Below are 20,197 nucleotides of genomic sequence, written 5' to 3'. Positions count from 1 at the left end.
CCATCGGCGGCTATTTCTCACCCGTCCCAGGGCCTGGCTCTGCCAGCCGACGGGTTTGACATTCTCCACCGCATCAAAGTTTCTAGGGCGGCTCAAATTTAAACGATAGATTGCTAAGCGCTCGATTTATCAATCAGACTCGCTTCTAGCTTCCCAGGAAAGAGTTAGGTAGTAGGATTTTCCCTACCTTATCTTGAAGTTGGAAGCACATAGGGCGGGATGCGCTCCGCTTCCCCGCCCTACCTTTATTACTAAAGCCATTGGGGACCAAGGCTGGGTAGAGGAAGGCATTCCCGTGCTAAGATCTTCAACCCATTACTTGGCAGTATCAGTTTTCAAGGATACTGAAGTGATGCCTTTAATTTTGCTAAAGTCTGCAAAGCTAAACGCAAAAAATTCATAATAACTACTACAGCTGTCTAATATTGCGGAATACTGGTAACTCAGCGCATCAAGGCCAAGAATTTAAGGAGGCAACATGAAAATAAGGAGCAATAAATGTAAAGAGAAAACCGCTCCTCTTGCCTCCAATGAAGTTAGGCTGACTGCTGCAGGTGATCCGTTTACTTCTATTCTGGCACGCCGTCTCAAGCGGCGCACTCTGCTAAAAGGTGTCGGGTTAGCAGCAGCCTCCCCCATGCTAACCTGGGCCTCTCCCCTCTTGGCCTTAGAGCAGGTTCCAGCAGATTCTGAGTCAGCGTTACGGTTTGAAACGATTACCGGCAGCGGCGCTGATCGAGTGACTGTGCCCAAGGGCTACCAGGCCCAGGTGCTTCTTTCCTGGGGGAAAGCCCTATTTCCGGAAGTACCGGATCTGGATCTCCAGCACTTGGAAACGCTGCTGACTCCCAAGGGAGCGGATCTTCAGGCGAAGCGGTTTGGCTATAATTGCGATTTCAACGGTTTTTTTCCCCTCTTTCAGCAAAATTCCTCCCGGCGGGGATTATTGGCAACCAACCATGAATTCACCTCCGAAGAGCTTATTTTCTCCGGCTGGCCAGGTAATGACAATCCCGAACGAGCCAATTTTGTGCGCAAATTCCCGGCAATGGTCGCCGCCATGAAAGCCGCCCACGGCGTGTCGATTGCCGAAGTAATTAAGCGTGATGGCCAATGGCATTTGGCGCAGAATTCCTCCTTTAATCGCCGGATTACGGGGGAGACTCCCATGGAGCTTACGGGTCCCGCCGCCGGGCATGATTTGCTGCAAACTGCCGCTGACCCTTCCGGTAAAAAAGTTTTAGGCACCTTGAATAATTGCGCTGGCGGCAAAACCCCATGGGGCACTTTACTGACCTGCGAGGAAAATTTTGATCAATACTTCGGCAATCTGGAGGGCTTGGAAAGCCTAGCGACGGAAGAAAGTCCAAACCAGGCAAAATTAAAGAAATACGCGGCGCTTCATGGGCGTTTGTCACCTCCGAGAGAACTGAGTCCCCGGGGTTGGGAGCTAGTGGATAAGCGCTTTGACATAGCTGAGAATCCCACCGAAGCATTACGTTTTGGCTGGGTCGTTGAAATTGATCCTTACCACCCCAAATCCACTCCCAAGAAAAGAACCGCTCTAGGCCGGTTTAAGCACGAGGGGGCCAATATGATGGTAGGACCGGAAGGCCAGGTTACCGTTTACTCCGGCGATGATACGCAATTTGAATATATCTATAAATTCGTGAGCGCCGAGGCTTATGATCCCAACAATCGCGCCCATAATTTAACCCTCCTGGATAAGGGAACGCTCTATGTCGCCCGCTTTAAGGAGAATGGTTCAGGGGAATGGCTGCCCTTGGTGTTTGGGCGCAACCCTCTCAATAAGGACCATGGCTTTGCCAGCCAAGCGGAAGTTTTGATTAACACGCGGCGGGCAGCCGATCTGCTTGGAGCGACTCCCATGGACCGGCCTGAAGATATTGAGGTTAGTCCGGTCAATAGTAAAATTTATGTAGCGCTGACCAATAATATTTTGCGCGGCCTGGAGCTGGAAACCCTTAATGGCCGCCAGATAGTGGGGGCAGTGGATGGCGCAAATCCCCGCGGGCCCAATAAAATGGGCCATATTCTTGAAATGGCCGAGGATTCCGATGATCCCACTGCCCTTACCTTTAGTTGGGAGGTTTTCATTCTTTGCGGCAATCCAGCTGATCCAGCGGCTAAATTCTTGACCTCCCTGACCGCTTCCTCTGTGGTAGGCCCCCAGGATACCTATTTTGGGGGGTATGCTTCTGCTGCCAAGATTAGTCCCCTCGCCTCTCCTGATAACCTGGCCTTTGATCAGGTGGGAAATCTCTGGATTGCCACGGATGGCGAAACCCATGGATTGAATTTGGCGGAGCCTATTAATAATGGCCTTTATGCCGTGCCAACCGCAGGGAAGGAAAGAGGACGGGTACGCCAGTTCCTAAGCGGCCCCAAGGGGTGCGAAGTATGCGGACCAGAATTTACTCCGGATAACCGGACGCTTTTTGTCAACATCCAGCATCCAGGAGAGGGCGGTACCTTGAGTCAGCGGCTTAGCGACTGGCCGGAGGGCCACGGCCAACCGCCGCGGCCCAGCGTTATCGTAGTGACTAAAACCGATGGGGGCAAGATTGGAGGCTAAATATCCGTCTGGAAAACTTCGGAATTAAACATGGATGTTGAATGACCCCCTCGCCGAGTTGCGAAGTGAAACGGCACAAGAGGCACGAGGGCCAAGTAACTTGCCTTTGGCCATGAATTGGCGCTATGATTTTCCCTGTTGCCACAAGCGCAACCTACCCTCGGTAGGAGGGGACGTGATGCGCGTGGAGGGTGGTACCCAACTGATAAGCCTTGCGCGCTAAGTCGTAGCCAGCTTATCGGCACCCTGAGAAGCGCGAATTCTCCAGGCTGATGAGGTTTTGTAGGAACAAAATCGACATCAGTCATGGCGAAACTCCAAAAAATATATAGAGAACTATTCCCCAAGACGGGCACTGCTAAAATTAAGCATGCAAAACAACTATGGTCTATAGAGAATACGGTAGATCCGACCTCCCTGATCATCACTAATATAGAGGGAACCATCCGGGCCTTCGGCAACGCCCACCGGTCGATGCTCAGCGGCGCGGGGAGTCTTGTGCTGGCTGGCGAAACCCTCGGCAAACACTTCCCATTCGCCTGTGGGGTCCTTTCCCTTAAAAGGGACAAAGACAATATTATAACCCCCCTGGGGCAAGGGTGCCCGATTCCAGGAACCATGGAAAGCAATAAAAGCCCCGCCCCGATACCGCTTCGGAAAGTGTTCACTGGAATAAAAAAGCAAGCCATTGGGCGCCCAATGGGCAGGCAAGGCTAGGAGTGGAGGTTGTTTTTTCTGGCAACGATCCACGGTTTTCCCATCTCCGCCATATTCAGGGGCCAGGACTTTCTGGTTAAGGGCGGGATCATGGTAACAGTAGGGCCAGCCAAAATCGTTGTTTTCCTGGATGCGCACCAGTTCCTCCGAGGGTTTTTCCGCATTCTGGCTATCATTGAATTGAGGCCACAGACTCAGCTGATCGCGGCCATGAATCACGCCGTATAGCTGACCATCCTGGGGACGCAAGGCTAGCGCGACCGTATTACGAAGCCCCGTGGCAAAACGGCTGCCATCTTGCTGCTTTTGGTTGGGTTGGCCGGCCTCAAAGCGCCAGATTCCAGCGCGGGTGGCAAGTTCATCGCAAGGTTCCTTCCCTGGTGAGCCGGCGGTGCGGTCCTGTTTCTGACAGGCGTTGGAGGGCGAACCGATATTGACATAGAGCTTGCCTTCAGGACCGAAAGCAATGCTTTTAGCCTGGTGGCTGGCGGTAGCAGGGAGCTTTTCAACGATAGTCTCCGCCGGTCCCGCTGGTTCTAAATCTTTATTGCGCCAAGGATAGCGCACAATTTTTTCGTGAGTCGCAAAATAAAGATAACCATCATGGAATTTCACATCATCCCCGGAACCGCTGCCAAAGCGCTTCTTTAAGTCAGCGACGCCATCACCTGAGGTATCCCGTAGCGCCAGCACTCCACCCGAGGATGTTTTGTTCGCGTCAAGAGCGACCAAGACATCCCCATTGGATGCTACGGTAAGATGACGGGCTTTCCCTACTTTATCCGCAACCACAAGGGCACAAAAACCCTGGGGCAGGGTAAGCCCTCCATTGTCTGGATCGCAAACCGGCTGGGCCAGAGTGACGGAAGAGAAAGGAAGCCAGAAAAATAATAACCATACACCCCAAGCCAGGGTATTATTACGTGATTTCGCCATAGGTCTGCTCCAAGAATATCTTCCACTATTATTCGGCTGAGATAACGCTAATAATGGATAACCAGACAAAATAATAGGCCGACAGTCAAGAAATTGCCACTTCCAAGGGGAGAAGGAAGTCAGACACGGTATCCTCAGAATACCAATGCCGTCATCGATTGGGTGGGTTTTTCCGCTTCGAGTAACTGTTTTAGATTACAAACCACGTTTTGGCTCCCCGCCTTTACAGCAGAAGCAATCACATTCTCAAAGGGCCTCATAAAGAATTCCAGCCTCAATTCGAAAGTAAACCGGATATGGGTCTTTTCAGCAGCCACTGGCTCTAAATTATACCGTGCCTGATAGCGGGGACTTGAAAGACTTCCAAACTCTATCTGCCACGGCGGCTGATGCTCGGTTACCTGGAAAATCGATTCTGTTCGGCGCCCCTTATCTATACGTACTTGCCTGGCCATGGTTCCCATCCTTACGGGGCCGTTGGTTATCTTCTCTAGCTCCACTACTTCGGGGGACCATTTGGGATAGTTCTCAAAGAAACCAGCAGAGACGTACTGAAAAGCATCATCCACTGGACAATCAATGAGAATGCTTGATTGGACTTTAATCATTGCTTTCTCTCCTCTATATTTTAAGATTAGCAAAAGGGGGTTTGGTTTCAAGAAAATTCCCCTTATCCGAGCAACGCTATTAAAATAGCGGTATCCAGCAGGCAATTTGGAAGAAAATTCTATGATGAATAAAGCGGTATTAAACGTTAGAGTCCTCTCCTATGTAATGATTTTTGGGTGGGGTTTGTTGATTAATGCTCATCGTTTAGCGCTTGCGGAAGAGCTGCCACAACAATCCATACTGCCCCTTGATTTAGCGAATAAAGCGGTACTTGCCGCGGTGAACCATTGCAAAAAAGAGGGCTACCAGGTGAGCGCAACGGTGGTGGACGGAGCGGGAGTCATCAAAGCCCTACTGAGGGCCGATGGAGCTGGCGCCCATACCGTCGACAGCAGCCAGCGTAAGGCTTACACAGCCGCGAGCCTACGGGAATCGACTCAAAAGCTGGCGTTGCTTATTGCCCGAAAGCCCGAAATTCAAGCACTAAGGGATATGAACGAATCTATTCTGATTTTGGGTGGAGGGCTACCTATTAAGATGGAAGGTGAAGTCATCGGGGGTATTGGTGTGGGGGGAGCTCCCGGCGGGGCTTTGGATGAGAACTGCGCCCGCGCTGGCTTAGAAATTTTAGGCGCGGATCTTTACCAAGAAAAAAATTAACGATCTCCTTATTTTCCCAGCAATATTTCCTTAGCTTGGTTAATTTTCGCGGCAAGATAATCGGAGCCGCCGCGATCCGGATGAACTTTCTGCATGAGTCGGCGGTGGGCAGCCATAATTTCTTGCTCGCTGGCACCCACCGCTAAGCCCAGAATTTGATGGGCCTCTTCCCGGGTCATTTCCGTTTGCCCCGAGGAAGTATTTCCCTGTTTTTGAGCACTGGCCTGAGCTTGCCAATCCTCTCCATAAACCCGCTCTAGGTAGGCTCGCACGAGAGCGGCCGATTTTTCATCCGCGGCCTGACACTCCAACAGCAATTGGGCTAAATCGGACAATTCCAGCGTATCCATTGATCGGCCAGCAAAAGTGCCCGCCAGCACTTCTCCGCTCATTTCCCCTGTTTCGTGATCCAGAGTCATGCGCACAAACCGGGCCTCGGCAGTGGACTGCTGGGGGGCGGCGCTGCCAGCGCCCTGATTGCCAAAACCCGCGTTAGCGCGGTGGTGAGCCCATAGCCGTTGCAGCAAAGGAACAAAACGAAGCAAAGGCAACAACCGTGTGACCCCTGCTGCTAGAGCCCCTAATAGAGCTATGATCCAGGGTAGTCGGCCCGTGGCCATAAGAAGCAGGAAGATGCCGACGATTAGCGCGATACCGGTCCGGCGCATAGCCCGTATCACTACTGGACGGGGGGTATTAGCGATCCAACGGCGCAATAAAATAGCCCCGATGAGGCCAAGTAAAGCAAGCAGAACGATAGGACGCACCTAGGCTAGTCTTTTTTGATTTGGTGAATGAGCTGCAACGTGACTCCCCCTTGGCGCTGGCTGAAATTTTCCAGGGCAGCCCGCCCTCCGGTGGCATAGACAGCCACGGCATTTAATAAGTCCCGTAATTGAGCCGCGCTAGCAGCATCAAAGCGGCAATAGGCCCCTCGGGTTAATTGAGCGACCTGCCGAAAAGCTCGTTCCGCTACCAAATCATAGCCTTCCTGAAAGATAAAAACGGGAACACCCAAGATGCCCAGCTCACCCGCTATATGGCAGAGACGGTCTGCCCTTTCTTCCATGCAATCACCTACAAAAACCAGGGCATTGACCTTTTGTTTCCGGGTTTCATTCTGGGTATGCTGCAACACTTTTTCAATTTGAGTGTGACCGCCCCGGCAGGCAACGGCGTTCATTTGCCGTAAAAGCGCATCGGAATGGCGGAGCCAAGGGCTGGCGGAGAATTCCTTAAAACCGCGATAATAACATAGCTGTACCTCCAGCCCACCCAAGGCAGCTGTTTCCTGGAACATTTGGGCTTGAATATGGCAAGCTCGGTCCCAGGTTGGCTCCCGGCTGGCGGTGGCATCCATGGCGAAGATTAGCCGGCCATGGCGGCTACCAGATTTAATCTGGGGCATGGCAGCGACTTTCTTGAGGAAGGCGTCCACCTCACTGCTGCTGGATGGTTTTCGGAGTGATTTGCTGGTTTTATCTGTCATCTGACTTTAATTATTTATCGTATACAAAAGAGAAACTCTTATTGTCATTAGGCGCCAAATAACAGTGTAGGTTTCAATAATGAAATTTATTAGGGACAATAGTGTCACACACATACATTCCAATAACCCAAAGGGATCTTATCAAAAGGCCCATTTCGATTGGCTTCGACTCCGCTATCAATTGGATGGGGCTGCTCGTGATCGCTCTCTTGAAGCTCAGGCTTTAACCCAACTGTCAAAGGGGGAACAGCTTCGGGTCCTGGATCTGGGGGCAGGTGCTGGAGCTAATCTTTGCTATTATGCCCACCTTTTGCCTTCCTCAACCCAGTGGTGGCTGGTAGAACGGGATAGTGAGCTTTTAGGCCAATTCCCTCAATTCATTATTGATTTTTTGGGAGAAGAAATAAACACCGTTCATCCTCTGGCGGATGATTTTTTAGCGCCGGATTGCCCCATTTATAAAAGCTCCTTCGATCTAGTGCTAGCCAACGCTGTTTTCGATCTCTTAAGCGCCAGCCAATTTCAAAGGCTGCTTCAGTTATTTCGGCAAGCATGGGCGGAGAAATCTCCCTTGTTTTTATTTACGCTCAATCTGGATCGAGGCATCCGATTTTACCCTACTGATAAGGAAACAGAACACTGGTGCTGCCGTTACGAATCCCTCATGCACCGGCCCCAGCATTTTGGCCAAGCCATGGCAGCTCACTGTGGACGGGAGATGGAAAAATTGTTTCTGGAAAACGGGTTTAATGTGAACAGTGCTTCTTCGGCGTGGAACATACTACCTTTACAGAAAGAAGCGCTCTTGGCAAAACTCGATTTTTTTGAAAAAGCGATGGCGGAATCAATCCGCCCCCACAGCCAGCAGTGGGATTTATTTCAACGCTGGCTAGGGGGAAAACGATATCAGGTTTACCAGCAGGAAATTTCCTTGCACGTTCCTCACCGGGATTTTTTGGCTAGAATCAGAACTTGATTTTTGCACAATAGCTAGAGACGCCAATTATATTGAATCACTTTATACCCGGCTGCATTGGTATAATTATTACTGAAAATCAGTACGAAGAGGTATCCTCATCCCTCGTGCTAGGTAACGGAACCCTCCTGTTGTGAGGGTGGATAATCCATCTCCGATGGTCTCTGGGAATCTAACCCAGTTAGTGGTGGCATATTGATCGAACGGACATGAATGTCTCGTTGGGGGAACGGTATTTCAATCCCCTGTTCTTCCAGGGCCCGATTGATAGCCGTATTCAGTTCGTGCATTAAGGGATAACGATTTCCTAGTTCCCGCACAAAGGCCCAAACGATAAAGTCTAAGGTGCCTTCCCCAAAACCCACAAAATAAACGCTAGGAGGAGGGTCCTCCAATACCAAGGGATTAGCGTTAACAACCCCTAGAATGATCTGATGCGTGAGGGTAGTATCCGACCCATAAGCAACTCCCAACTTCAGCGTGATCCGGGTAATAGGATCAGAAAGAGTCCAGTTTACTAGCCTATCCGTCACAAAAGACTTATTAGGAACAATCAGTTCTTTACGATCAAAATCCGTTACCGTAGTAGCGCGGATTCGAATTCGAGAAACCGTGCCCGAAATATCACCTACCGTCACTACATCGCCAACCCGAATGGGCCGTTCAAATAAAATAATCAGGCCCGAAACAAAATTGGCAAAAATTTCCTGCAATCCAAACCCTAACCCCACGGTAAGGGCGGCCACCAACCACTGTATCTGGGACCAGCTGCCCCCAACAGCATCAAATACCAAGACAATACCGGCACTCCCGATGGCATAGCGCAATAAGGTTGTAATGGCATAACGGCTGCCAGGCACTAAAGAAAGCCGGCGCAGCACCAGTATTTCCAAAACACCGGGAAGATTTCTGGCCGCGCCAAAGGCCACCAAAGCCAAAACCAGGGCTAGCGCCAGATTAGCAAGCGTAAAAGGTTTTTGCACCTCTTCGCCTTCCACAACCACGGTATGATGCCACAAGGTAACGTCATTAAGGATACCCAGCGCAGGAAAAGTAGGCGCCCAAATAAGCCAAAAGCCAACAATAACGGATAAAACCACCACCGTCCGGAGTAGCTGGCGGGTTTGAGAATCAACCGTTTGAATGTCCACTTGGTAAATGTCCAGTTTAGTGGGGACCCCCGCACCAGAGCGGCCTGCCGCCTCTCTGGCAGATTGGGTCACTCGTTCAATTTCCCGCCTCTCCCGCATTTTAAGCAAGGCCAGCTTACGCTGCGTCACCTCAAGCCAGCGGATAGCTAAATCATGCACCAGCGCGGCGGCGATGATCAGATATAAGGTAACAACCATCTCATTTTTAAGATGGAGCGCGGTATAGAAATACCCTACCACCGCCAAGCCCGCTAAAAAGATAGGAAGAAAGACAATAGCCGGATACCATACATAACGGAAACGAGACAGCCAGCTTCTCGGTTGCTCTTCTAAATACCGTTCGGCAATCCCCCCTTTAGGTCTTAATATCCGTTGAAAAAAGACCGCGAGTGCCACCATGCTCACTAATAGTCCTACCCGGCCAAGACTTTCAGCATACATCTCATTCGCTTCGGCACCCGCCACTGTTGCCACGAACAAGGCCGGCAGCATCACCGGAATCGCCCAGGTAAGATTTTTCCGCCAGAGTGTCACGGTTTGCTCTTGCCAACCAAAATGATCGCTGGCAACCCCATGGCTGCGGCACAAGAGGCGAAATCCATGCATTAAAAACAGGGGCAGGGAAATAGCGGCCAGTCCAGCACCTACCGCTTTAGCAAAGCCTGGAGCTTCCGGAGAAACTCGCAACAGCCATCCTATAAAACCTACCAGCAGGGGCCAGGGCGCCGCAGCCAGCAGGGTAGCTATGAAGGCTCTGAGAGTAAAGCTGAAACGATCCGCATAGGGCATGGTTATTCTCTCTGTAGCAACTTTTAAAATCCTGCTTAGGTTATAATGCAGCTGAAGTAACCCAATAAAGATCAGTATTACCACGATAACCAACAAGGGCTCTTCCATAGCAATAGAGCCCAATGCCTGGGCGGTATCCCGCCAACTCTCTAGAGATAACAGCCAAGCCATTCCCGCTAGCAAACCTTGTCCCGTTTGGAAATCTAAAGGAGCAGCGCTAGGAATCCATAGCAGATGTTCATCTAAAAATGCTGCATACTGCCTGGCCCTCTCCACGAGTTGCTGCTGTACAAACTCCAAATTTCCCACCGAGCGCAGGTATTGACCTTGAATAGCGCTAAGCTTATCCAATAAAGCCCGCCTGTCTTTCAGCAGATTACGCACCTCTACCTTAATTTCTTCTCGCGAGGAAGGAGCTAAGTCCGGCCCCACTTGTTCCGCCATTACCTGGTTGGCGGCATCTTCAAGCTTGCTGAGTTGCCGGCGCTGTCCATCTACTCGAAGTTGGCTAAGACCAACTTCAGCCATCTCCACCCGGTGCTGTTCGGTTTCCTCTCGGTAATGGCTAAGGTCCGGTAGACTACGGCGTTGATCCTGCAAAAACTGCTGTAACGCTTTATTCAATCCAGCGATTTCTAAACTTTGCCGGGCATTTTTAAAGTCCTGCTCCAGCTGCTTTAAGTGGGTTTCCGCAGCTTCGCGTTCAGCAGTAATGCGGCTCAAGCGCGCAGCTAACGTGGCAAACTCTTTACTGAGGCGGCCATTCTGCGCAGCCAGCTCCTGAATAGCAGGATGTTTACCAATAGCTTCCTGCTCTGCCCGGGCAGCAGCTTCCTGAATTTGTCCTACTTCTTCTCGTCGCCGCTGTCTAATTAATGCTTCAAGAAGCTTGATCCGCGCCTGGGTTTGCCAAACCTGCTGTGCCGTCAAATCCCGTTGTGCCCTCAGTAACTGCAACCGGATATTGTGACTTGATAGTTCCTGCTCAAGCATGTCAATTTCATTGAGGCATACCTCTAGCCGTGCCCGCAAGGCTAGCTGACGGGCTTCAGAAATAAGGGACGTTTCCCCCGGCGGTAATGCTTTAAGGTCATTTTCTATAAGCTCCTGCTGCTGCTTGACCTCTATGAGCTGATCTCGGGCCTGCCGAGGTCGAGATTGTTGCTCTTGCAATTGCTTGTCTAACCCAGAGAGGGAGCTTTCTAGGGCAGCGAGTTCAGTCTGCTCTGCCGCTAGCTGTTGTTCTAATTCGGCGAGAGGGGTTCCCGTAGGTATCTGTTCCAAGGCTGCCATTGCCTTATCGGTGCCTGGAGAAGCGAGGTGCCTATTAATTTCTTCTAGTTTGGCCGGCGCCGCTTCAATAGCCTGCCGATAAACCCTAGCCTTGTCCCCATAGTCCTGAGCTGCCTGCAAACGCTCTTTAGTTAACTGGTATAAATCCAGTAGCTTTTTCTTTTGTGCCTCATCTAATCCTTGATCCTCTTCCAGCCCTCTCATCTTATTCCGGACTTGCTCTAAGGCTACGGAGGAATTTAATCCATCCGGCGATGTCACTGAAGCAAGTTCTGCCAATAAAGCAGGAGGGAGGAGAAAAATAAGCGCTAAAAATAGCCTTAAGACAAAAAGAATATCCTTATCATTTCGCATTCCTATCAGCTTCCTCATACCCACATAATCCAACCAGCTAATGTCGTATACGCTGTCTAATTTTTCCAGCCGTTTGACGTATTTTTTGCAACCACCGTCTCGCCCATGCAAATTCAATGGCCAAAATGCCTAAACCAATTGGGATCACAACTACCGCGGGTCCCGGCAGCACAATCATTGCGACCCCTACTAAAAGTACCGAAGTACCGAGAACAAGCACCACAATCCGCCGGGCTTGCCGATAACTAAGAACGGCTAAAACAACTAAGTCGTTAAACAGCGGCGCGGCACCCTCATCAGAATCCCGAGGTGAAATCAACAAAGAAGCAAGCATACCCAGCGTGAGAATACTTCCAATAATGACTAGGGAGACAATATTTGGAATAGGGTAATAATAAATTAACGTTATTTTTATGGCGAAATAGATCAAGATAAAAATCAGGCTCAACTTAATGTAGCGGAATCGCTCCACATGGCCCGCAATTGTAAAATAGAGGGCATGAAGGCCAAGCACTGAAAAAACATTACAGGTGAAGACCAAAAAGGGATCTTGGGTGACGGCAAAAATAGCTGGAATAGAGTCGAGGGCAAATATTAGATTAGTGCTTACCACTAGAATCAGTGCAAGCAACAAGGGCGTTACAGCACGGCTTCCATTTAGGGTGCTAAAAAAATACCCCCCTTTAAAATCATCTACAACAGGATAGAATTTTCTAACCAGGATCAGCAAGGGATTACGGCTTATGTTGACATTGCCCTGGCGGGTCATCAGCATTTTCACGGCGGTTGCCAGGAGCAACCCCCCAAACAAATAGGCTATCCAGGGGAAACGCGCCATCAATGCAACGCCTAATGTGATCATGATGACACGCAGTCCAACCGCCCCCAAAATCCCCCATAACAGCATACGTTGTTGCTCCACTACGGGAATTTTCAAATATGAAAATATCATGGCGATGACAAAAATATTATCTACCGACAAGGATTTTTCCATCAGGAAGCCCGTCAAGAATTGGATTGCGGCTTCCCGTCCGCTAACATTGTGGGAGGCCAGATCACTCCATCCAAGCCAGTTATTCTCATACAGAAAATATACAAATACATTAAAACAAAGCGCCAATGCCACCCAGGTAACTGTCCACACCAGGGATTCTTTGACGCAAACTATGCGTGCCCCGCGATTTAGAACAACAAGATCTAAGGCCAATAACCCAATAATAAGCGCGACAACGCCGATCCAAATGGAGACTGTCATTACTGATTATCCCCCATAGTCGGCTAAACGCAGAAAAACTTTCATAACTAAAAGCCGCACGAAACCACTCCCTTAAGATCAAGAGAAGAAAGAATAACGCTCATTGGTGTCTTCCATGGAAGGTGAACTCTCCCCTAGCAACGATGCGAAGCGAAAGGACGCAGGTCGCGCGAGGGCCAAATTCCTCGCGTTCTGCCATGAAATCCCGCTATCATTTTCTCGCTCTCGGAGCCCAGCCCAGGGTGGGGAACACCTGAAGTGAAAGCACGTGGAGCGCCCAAGAACCCAAGATCCAGATGATGCCTTCGTCGAAGACTGCCGAGAAACGCGAAGTCTCCAGGCGGATGACGTCTTGTAGGCACAAAATTGAAATCAGTCATGGCGGAACTCCAAGTATAGTGTATCGCCATAAACAAGACATAGCGGACGGAAGGAAAGGGTGCCTAGGAAAAACGTGGTTACTAGATGATCCGTATTAACGGGAGATATTTAATCAGTGAGAACGGCAATAGCACTAATATGAATCTCTCTCAATACAAGTTAGAATAAAGTGAAGGGACTCTTAAATTTCCTTTGGGGCAGAGACTGGGGGGCGGCATTTACTTTATATAGGGTTTTATCGGCAAAATCCGACAGAGCCAGGCGTACACTCACGTTGATCAGGCCATACAGCATGATCTAACTTTGCCCCTCGTAAGGAAGCTCCCTCTAAATTAGCCCCTAGCAAATTAGCATAGGAAAGATCGGCATAATCTAATTTGGCATAGCCCAGATTAGCATCTTGCAAATTAGCACTTCGCAGCACAGCATTAGAAAGGTCAGCATAGGCCAGGTTTGCGGAAGCCATATTAGCATAGGTCAAAGTAGCTGAAGCTAGAGAAATTCGACGCAAATCAGCACCTGTAAATGATGAGTTGTGAAGATTGGCTTCGCTCAGATTAGCCGCTACCAAATCTTTCCCTGGAAGAAGGCAGTTACTCCAATTGACACCTGGACGTGGGAGCACATCACAGCCCTTCTCCGCTCTAATAGGCGATAAAGAAATTATTCCTCCCAGGAAAACAGCGATCACCAAGACAACTACCCCAATGAAACGGTATTTAACATGGCTAATCTGATACGCTTCTAATTGAGTTCTGAGCTGGGTTCGTGCTATGCGGTATCGAATGGTTTCAGGAAGCTCAGGAGAGCGCCGATCTTTCTTCCCGCGCTGCTCAAAGCGAGAACGCCGCTTCTTAAATTTACGGCGATCATACCCCGAGCGACGGTCATCCCAGAGGTACCCCGCTTCATCTTGTTTCACTAAGCCCGGAAAAAACCCAGTCTTACTTTTATCATGTTTTGCTTTCACCGAACATTAGACATAGTAGCTAAAGATTAGTTTTTAATATAAAAAGTTACCCGGTTTACCCGACTTGGAGTTGCGAGAAGGGCAGTAAAAGAAAGTCGCTGCTCAGGTAGCGCGTGATCAGGGTATTCTGGTGATGGATAATGTATGTAAGCTTGGATAAGCTCTAGGCGAAAAAAATAAAATTGACCTGCCGCTGCTGATCAGGCAACTACTGCCTGATAATGATCGGAGGGGTTAATCCTATCCGCTCACCCTGCTATGGAGTGAGGACGAACGACAAAGCCGGTAATGGGTTGACCCAAAACGACTATTTCTAGGCAAGAATCAACACCGCTCTTACTGCTTCCTTAATGATAACCATTACAAATATGTATTTACACGCATTATATTACAAAGAAGAAATTTTTGCTTTAGTCTGTTCCGATACAGTATTTGACTCCGAGCTTGCATTATGTAATAAATACACTAACTCTGCTTCATTTTGAGATAATCCACAGCGGGCAACTAATTGGTCAATATCGGCACCGCTGCGCACCATCTTTATTGCTTGACTATAGGCGCGTGCTTCAGGCGTATGTAAATTAATTTGATCTTGCCATTCAGCAAGCTTTTTTACCCGCAGCTCCAATCGCACGACTTGCTTTCCCAACTCGTCCCCAGCAGTGCAAAAAACCTCGAAATCCCGCTGTAATTGCTGAAGATGGGTAGTCTGTTCCTCCAGTTCCCGGCCAGTCCGGTGCAAAATAAAGTTCAAATAAAGCACTAAGATAAGCAATATTCCCGTCACGGACAAAAGCAACCAATCTAATTCCATCACTACCTCAACTCTGACATACTCGGATTAAGTATGATTTTGAAATTTTTCATATCTGTCTTTTTACCAAGCATGGAGGGTGGCACGCTCTCCACTGTTGATCTGAACCCAATTCCGAGGGGAACCCCTACCTCCAATGTGCGCCGGCTAAAAGATTGCCCCACTATGTCACATACAGGCCGGTCCCGACGCCTTCCCTCCCCCGATGATGTCCCGCGTGATGGCTTCAATGTCCGCTTACTCGTGACAGGCCCCTCAAATGTGCATAGAACTCCCGCACACTAACAATATCCAGGGAAAATAGAGCGATCAGCAGCTTAATTCAGCCACCCACTTAGGCGAGATCGCAGGCGCAAAACGGCTTGACTGTGAATTTGGCTAACTCGTGACTCGCTCACCCCTAGTACCTCGCCAATTTCCCGGAGATTGAGATCCTCAACATAATAGAGCGACATCACTAATCGCTCCCGCTCCGGCAACCCCTCAATAGCCTCAACTAATGCCCCACGGAAGTTTTGATCCTGCAATCCCTCGTAGGGACCCTTTAAGGGAGCGCTTAGAGGCTCCGCCTCCTCACCTTCGTTGAATTCGTCCAGGCTAAATACCCGATAACCGCCTGCATCTTGCAATAGTCGATGATATTCATTAAGTGGCAACCCCAGCTCTTCAACGACCTCATAATCCCGCGCGTCCCGACCTTCACGGTTTTCAACTTCCCGCATGACCTCGGCAACCTGTCTCGCCTTACGATGGACCGAGCGGGGCGCCCAATCATTACGGCGGATCTCATCCAGGATGGCACCCCGAATACGGATTCCCGCATACGTCTCAAAACTTGCCCCTTGGGAAGCATTGTAATTGCGAACGGCCTCTAACAAGCCAATCATACCCGCCTGAATAAGGTCATCCAATTGCACACTAGGCGGCAGCCTAGTTAACAAATGATAAGCAATACGCTTAACCAACGGTGCATACTGAGTAACCAACTCATCATCTCTCATCTTCTCTTGCGTACGAGTAGCGTAAGCAACAACCCCATTCATGATAATTCCCCTTTACTATAAGAATCTCCGGCATAAGCTTTAGCCGGCCCATCCACGGCATACAGACTAGATTGCACTAGGCGCTCTACAAAAAATTCTAGATGTCCTCCAGGTTCTCTCCGCATTGGCCAACGAATCGTCTTCTGGGCTAAATGCATGAAAGCTACTGCCGATTTGCTTCTGGGATAACTACTCACCACCGCGCTTTGTTTTTTCACCGCTTTACGAAGGCAATCGTCATAAGGTATTACTCCCGAAAACTCCAATGTCACATCCAAAAACTGGTTAGTGACTTTGACAAGCTTGTCATACAATTCCCTACCCTCCTGAATACTGCGAGCCATATTGGCAAGAATATGAAACCGATACAGTCGATGATCCCTGCTCAATATCTTGATTAAGGCATAAGCATCGGTAATAGAAGCGGGCTCGTCACAAACGACCATCAACACCTCTTGAGCCGCCCGAGAAAAACTAATCACACTGTCAGAAATGCCAGCGGCAGTATCGATTAGCAAGACGTCCAGAGCCATACCGAGTTTACTGAAAGCATGGACGAGACCCGCGTGTTCCGCCGGACTAAGACACACCATAGCCCGTGCGCCTGAAACCGCCGGCACAACCTTTATTCCCGCCGGCCCAAGGAGAATAATGTCCTCTAACGAACATTCCCCATTAACCACATGGGCCAAGTTATAAGCAGGTTGTAACCCTAATAACACATCGATATTCGCTAGCCCTAAATCAGCGTCTAGCAACATCACTTTTCGGCCTTGATTAGCCAGGGCTACTGCTAGATTGACTGAAACATTGGTTTTACCAACGCCCCCTTTACCGCCGGTAATCGCCACTACCCGAACGGGATGAGCCATCTGCCGCAAGCCGCTGGCCTGATCAATTCGTGCTTCAGACATGAGCATAAGCGCCAGCCCTGCTAGAAGTTTGAGCCAAAACCTTATCTGCTAATCCCTTCTCCTTCTCATGAGCATATTCGCTGAGTAAATGAACAACATTTTGGGCGCAAGCTGGAGCAAAATCCTCCGGCACCCGCTGTCCATTGCAGACATAGGCTAAAGGTAAATGATGACGAATAGCAGTGGACACCATTCCGCCGAGGCTGGCTGCCTCATCAAGTTTGGTAAGAATACAGCCAGCAAGATCTATCCGATTGAATTTCCGTACTACTTCATCTAGCACCGAGAATTGGGTAGCGGCGGAGAGCACTAGGTAGTTCCTGATTGCTAGGGTACCGCCCGCAAGCATGGAAAATTGCTCGGTAAGGTGCATATCCCGCTGGCTCATACCTGCCGTGTCAATAAGCACTAATCGCCGATCCGCCAAATATTCCAAGGTTTCCTGTAATGTCTGCCGGTCATGGGCCACCTTGACTGGAATACCTAGAATGCGGCCATAGGTATGCAACTGCTCCTGGGCGCCGATGCGGAAACAATCAGTAGTCACCAGAGCAACACTATGGAGGCCATGGCAAAGGGCAAAGCGCGCCGCGAGCTTGGCCACGCTGGTAGTTTTTCCCACACCCGTCGGACCCACAAGGGCGATGATGCCGCCATCGGACAAAATATCATCGTTAGCAATAGGAATGAGGTCAGTCAATCCCTTCAATGCCTGCTGCCAAATTTGATGGGGAGCACCTTCATTATTCACCTGAGCAACCAATTGTTGGCAAAGATCGGAAGCTAGATCCAAGTTCATTAATCGACGGAGCAGTTGCGCCTTAGAAGGATTGCGGCGTCCCATTTCACCCCATGCGAGATCCGATAACTGTGTTTCTACTAGATTGCGTAAATTTTTCATCTCTTGGCGCATCTCGAGGAGAATTGGCTCCTGAGACCCGCCGTTCTGGGCTGCAAAAGAGGTTCTTTTTTCTGGCAGAGGCTCCGCCCCATCGTGGCGCTGAGCATCCAGAGCTTGCTTGGGCGCAGTGTCTTCATAATCCGTGGCAGCAACAATCTCCACACCCTCTCCAACCGGGCGATTGGATAAGATGACGGCATCTGCTCCCATCGCCTCCCGTACCTGCCGGATAGCTTGACGCACATCCGGAGCCGTAAACCGCCTGATTTTCATTAATTGCCCACACTGGCGACGATACGCACCTGTTTATCTTCCGGTATCTCGTTATAGGACAACACTTTAAGCTCAGGGATAGCGTGCCGGACAAAGCGTGCGAGCCAGGGCCTTAATACGCCCTGAACTAATAAAATAGCCGGCTTTCCAGCCGCCTCTTGTCGCTGGGCGCTGTCTCTCAGCGTAAGGTGCAATTTTTCTGCTAAACCCGGTTCCATATTCAGTCCTCCCCCTTCATTAGCTGTCTGTAAAGACGAAAGCAATAATTGTTCCAGGGCAGGAGATATGGAAATAACCTGGAGTTCTTTTTCTAAGCCATTGAAACATTGGGTAATAAATCGGCCTAGGGCAATGCGGACCATGGCTGTCAAGATGGCGGGGTCTTGACTTCGCAGTCCATGCTCCGTCAAAGATTCGACGATGGTGCGCATATCACGGATAGGAACGCCCCCCTCCAGCAACTGTTGCAGTACCTTTTGCACGATACTCAATGGCAAGATCTCTGGAACCAGTCCTTCAACCAGCTTGGGTGCCGTTTTAGCCAAATTTTCTAGCAGCTTCTGCACTTCCTCCCGGCCCAATAATTCATGAGCATGGGTTTGCAGAATTTGACTTAAGTGGGTAGCGATTACCGTACCGGCATCCACGACCGTATAGCCATGCATCTGAGCCTGTTCCCGCTGGGCTAGTTCAATCCATAGGGCTTCTAGGCCAAATGCTGGGTCCTGGGCCGGGGTTCCCTCCACCTTGCCAAAAACCTGACCCGGGTTAATCGCCATCTCCCGTTCGGGAAAAACTTCTGCCTCCCCCACCGTGACCCCAAATAAGGTTATTCGATAGGCAATAGGCGCTATATTCAAATTGTCGCGAATATGGACGGGCGGAATCAGAAAACCCCAATCCTGGGAGAGCTTTTTCCGCACCCCTTTGATACGTCCCATCAACTGCCCCCCTTGAGCCTTGTCTACCAAGGGAATCAAGCGATAGCCAACTTCAAGGCCGATGGGATCCACGGGCGGAATATCCTCCCAGGACAGTTCCGGCGTTTCCGAGGGAGCAACCATAGGAGGAGGGGGAGCCGCTTCCGCTTTCTGCCGCTTGCTCAACCACCAAACTCCAAAGCCGCAGAGCAAAGCCAACCCCAGGAAAGCCAGATTAGGCATTCCAGGAATAAGTCCCATGCTTCCCAGCACAACGGTGACCACCGCCAATGATTTAGGATTCTTGAATAATTGGGCCAAGATTTGGTTGCCCATATCTTGCGCATGGGAAACCCGGGTCACCAGAATACCCGCGGCAGTAGATAACACCAAGGAAGGAATCTGGGCAACCAAGCCGTCGCCAATGGCCAGTAGAGTATAATTCCGGGCGGCTTCGCTAAAAGAAAGATCATGCTGCAAGAGGCCCACCGCAAGCCCTCCCACAACATTAATCAGCAAAATCAAAATGCCAGCAACGGCATCGCCGCGAACAAACTTGCCGGCGCCATCCATGGAGCCATAAAAATCCGCCTCCTGCACAACTTCCTCGCGCCGAAGGCGGGCTTCTTCTTGATCGATCAGGCCGGCATTCAAATCCGCATCGATGGCCATCTGCTTGCCAGGCATGGCGTCCAAGGTAAACCGGGCGCTCACCTCGGAGATACGGGTTGCCCCTTTGGTCACCACCACAAAATTGATAATGACCAAGATCAAAAAGACCACCAAGCCAACGGCGTAATTCCCGCCAATTACGAATTCGCCAAAGGCTTGAATAACCTTACCAGCCGCATCCGAACCTGTATGTCCTTCTAGCAATACCACCCGGGTGGAGGCCACGTTCAGGGCCAACCGCATTAAAGTGGCAAGCAAAAGTATCGTGGGAAAAGAAGAAAAATCCAGGGGCCGGCGAGCATAAACTCCGGCTAACAGAACCACCAAAGCCAGCGAGATGTTGAAAGTAAACAGCAGATCAAGGAGCGCCGCCGGTAACGGCAACACCATCATGGCAAGCATCAGAAGCAATAATATGGGCGCGCCTAGACCATTACGGCCCGCCTCGCGCAGGTGTCCGCGAACAGCAGCAGTATTCATAATA

16 protein-coding genes are annotated in these 20,197 nt (G+C 50.1%); 4 read left to right on the top strand and 12 right to left on the bottom strand.

Annotated features, from left to right (window positions below; translation table 11 throughout):
- Positions 1-478 precede the first annotated feature (478 nt).
- Together NWAT_RS04650 and NWAT_RS16945 are read left to right on the top strand one after the other, a co-directional pair.
- On the top strand, positions 479-2,596 hold the full coding sequence (locus tag NWAT_RS04650; RefSeq protein ID WP_013219989.1) for a PhoX family protein: 2,118 nt from the start codon (positions 479-481) through the stop codon (positions 2,594-2,596).
- A 34-nt stretch (positions 2,597-2,630) separates the two neighbouring features.
- Positions 2,631-2,819: a hypothetical protein gene (locus NWAT_RS16945; protein ID WP_013219988.1), complete on the top strand. Its 189-nt coding sequence runs from the start codon at positions 2,631-2,633 to the stop codon at positions 2,817-2,819.
- 158 nt (positions 2,820-2,977) lie between these two features.
- On the opposite strand, the gene NWAT_RS04640 is transcribed toward NWAT_RS16945, so the two are convergent.
- Together NWAT_RS04640 and NWAT_RS04635 are read right to left on the bottom strand one after the other, a co-directional pair.
- The gene (locus NWAT_RS04640) at positions 2,978-4,249 is read right to left on the bottom strand and encodes a PQQ-dependent sugar dehydrogenase (protein WP_013219987.1); all 1,272 of its coding nucleotides are present in this window, start codon (positions 4,247-4,249) and stop codon (positions 2,978-2,980) included.
- 134 nt (positions 4,250-4,383) lie between these two features.
- Complete coding sequence (locus tag NWAT_RS04635) at positions 4,384-4,857, bottom strand: SRPBCC family protein (protein ID WP_013219986.1); 474 nt, start codon at positions 4,855-4,857, stop codon at positions 4,384-4,386.
- 121 nt (positions 4,858-4,978) lie between these two features.
- Between NWAT_RS04635 and NWAT_RS04630 the strand changes: the two genes are divergently transcribed.
- Complete coding sequence (locus NWAT_RS04630) at positions 4,979-5,518, top strand: GlcG/HbpS family heme-binding protein (RefSeq protein ID WP_013219985.1); 540 nt, start codon at positions 4,979-4,981, stop codon at positions 5,516-5,518.
- 8 nt (positions 5,519-5,526) lie between these two features.
- On the opposite strand, the gene NWAT_RS04625 is transcribed toward NWAT_RS04630, so the two are convergent.
- A complete protein-coding gene (locus NWAT_RS04625; RefSeq protein WP_013219984.1) occupies positions 5,527-6,285 on the bottom strand; it encodes a DnaJ domain-containing protein in 759 nt (252 codons plus the stop codon).
- A gap of 5 nt (positions 6,286-6,290) precedes the next feature.
- Positions 6,291-7,007: a vWA domain-containing protein gene (locus NWAT_RS04620; protein ID WP_013219983.1), complete on the bottom strand. Its 717-nt coding sequence runs from the start codon at positions 7,005-7,007 to the stop codon at positions 6,291-6,293.
- 79 nt (positions 7,008-7,086) lie between these two features.
- Here NWAT_RS04620 and NWAT_RS04615 point away from each other — a divergent pair, with 79 nt between their 5' ends.
- A complete protein-coding gene (locus NWAT_RS04615; protein WP_013219982.1) occupies positions 7,087-7,983 on the top strand; it encodes a class I SAM-dependent methyltransferase in 897 nt (298 codons plus the stop codon).
- Positions 7,984-8,093: 110 nt separating this feature from the next.
- On the opposite strand, the gene NWAT_RS04610 is transcribed toward NWAT_RS04615, so the two are convergent.
- The 8 genes from NWAT_RS04610 to flhA all read right to left on the bottom strand — a co-directional run bounded on the left by NWAT_RS04610 (position 8,094) and on the right by flhA (position 20,193).
- Positions 8,094-11,570: a mechanosensitive ion channel domain-containing protein gene (locus tag NWAT_RS04610; RefSeq protein WP_013219981.1), complete on the bottom strand. Its 3,477-nt coding sequence runs from the start codon at positions 11,568-11,570 to the stop codon at positions 8,094-8,096.
- Between the two features lie 37 nt (positions 11,571-11,607).
- A complete protein-coding gene (locus NWAT_RS04605) occupies positions 11,608-12,825 on the bottom strand; it encodes a TerC/Alx family metal homeostasis membrane protein (protein WP_013219980.1) in 1,218 nt (405 codons plus the stop codon).
- 616 nt (positions 12,826-13,441) lie between these two features.
- On the bottom strand, positions 13,442-14,128 hold the full coding sequence (locus tag NWAT_RS04600) for a pentapeptide repeat-containing protein (RefSeq protein WP_232420210.1): 687 nt from the start codon (positions 14,126-14,128) through the stop codon (positions 13,442-13,444).
- 436 nt (positions 14,129-14,564) lie between these two features.
- Positions 14,565-14,990, bottom strand: coding sequence for a DUF2802 domain-containing protein (locus NWAT_RS04595; RefSeq protein WP_013219977.1), 426 nt, complete (start codon positions 14,988-14,990; stop codon positions 14,565-14,567).
- Positions 14,991-15,307: 317 nt separating this feature from the next.
- Entirely contained in the window at positions 15,308-16,033 is a 726-nt protein-coding gene (locus NWAT_RS04590; RefSeq protein WP_013219976.1) for an RNA polymerase sigma factor FliA, read from the bottom strand.
- On the bottom strand, positions 16,030-16,953 hold the full coding sequence (locus tag NWAT_RS04585; RefSeq protein WP_013219975.1) for a MinD/ParA family protein: 924 nt from the start codon (positions 16,951-16,953) through the stop codon (positions 16,030-16,032). Before NWAT_RS04585 ends, NWAT_RS04590 begins: the two co-directional genes overlap by 4 nt.
- Positions 16,940-18,121 carry a flagellar biosynthesis protein FlhF gene (gene flhF / locus NWAT_RS04580; RefSeq protein ID WP_013219974.1) on the bottom strand — a complete coding sequence of 394 codons (1,182 nt, stop codon included), beginning with the start codon at positions 18,119-18,121 and terminating at the stop codon, positions 16,940-16,942. Before flhF ends, NWAT_RS04585 begins: the two co-directional genes overlap by 14 nt.
- Positions 18,121-20,193: a flagellar biosynthesis protein FlhA gene (gene flhA, locus NWAT_RS04575; protein WP_013219973.1), complete on the bottom strand. Its 2,073-nt coding sequence runs from the start codon at positions 20,191-20,193 to the stop codon at positions 18,121-18,123. The genes flhF and flhA overlap by 1 nt, the downstream gene beginning before the upstream one ends.
- Positions 20,194-20,197: the final 4 nt, after the last annotated feature.

The sequence above is a fragment of the Nitrosococcus watsonii C-113 genome (genome assembly GCF_000143085.1).
Lineage (GTDB): Bacteria > Pseudomonadota > Gammaproteobacteria > Nitrosococcales > Nitrosococcaceae > Nitrosococcus > Nitrosococcus watsonii.
Note: the sequence above shows the minus strand (reverse complement) of the source record. Positions and strands in the feature narration are given on the sequence as shown.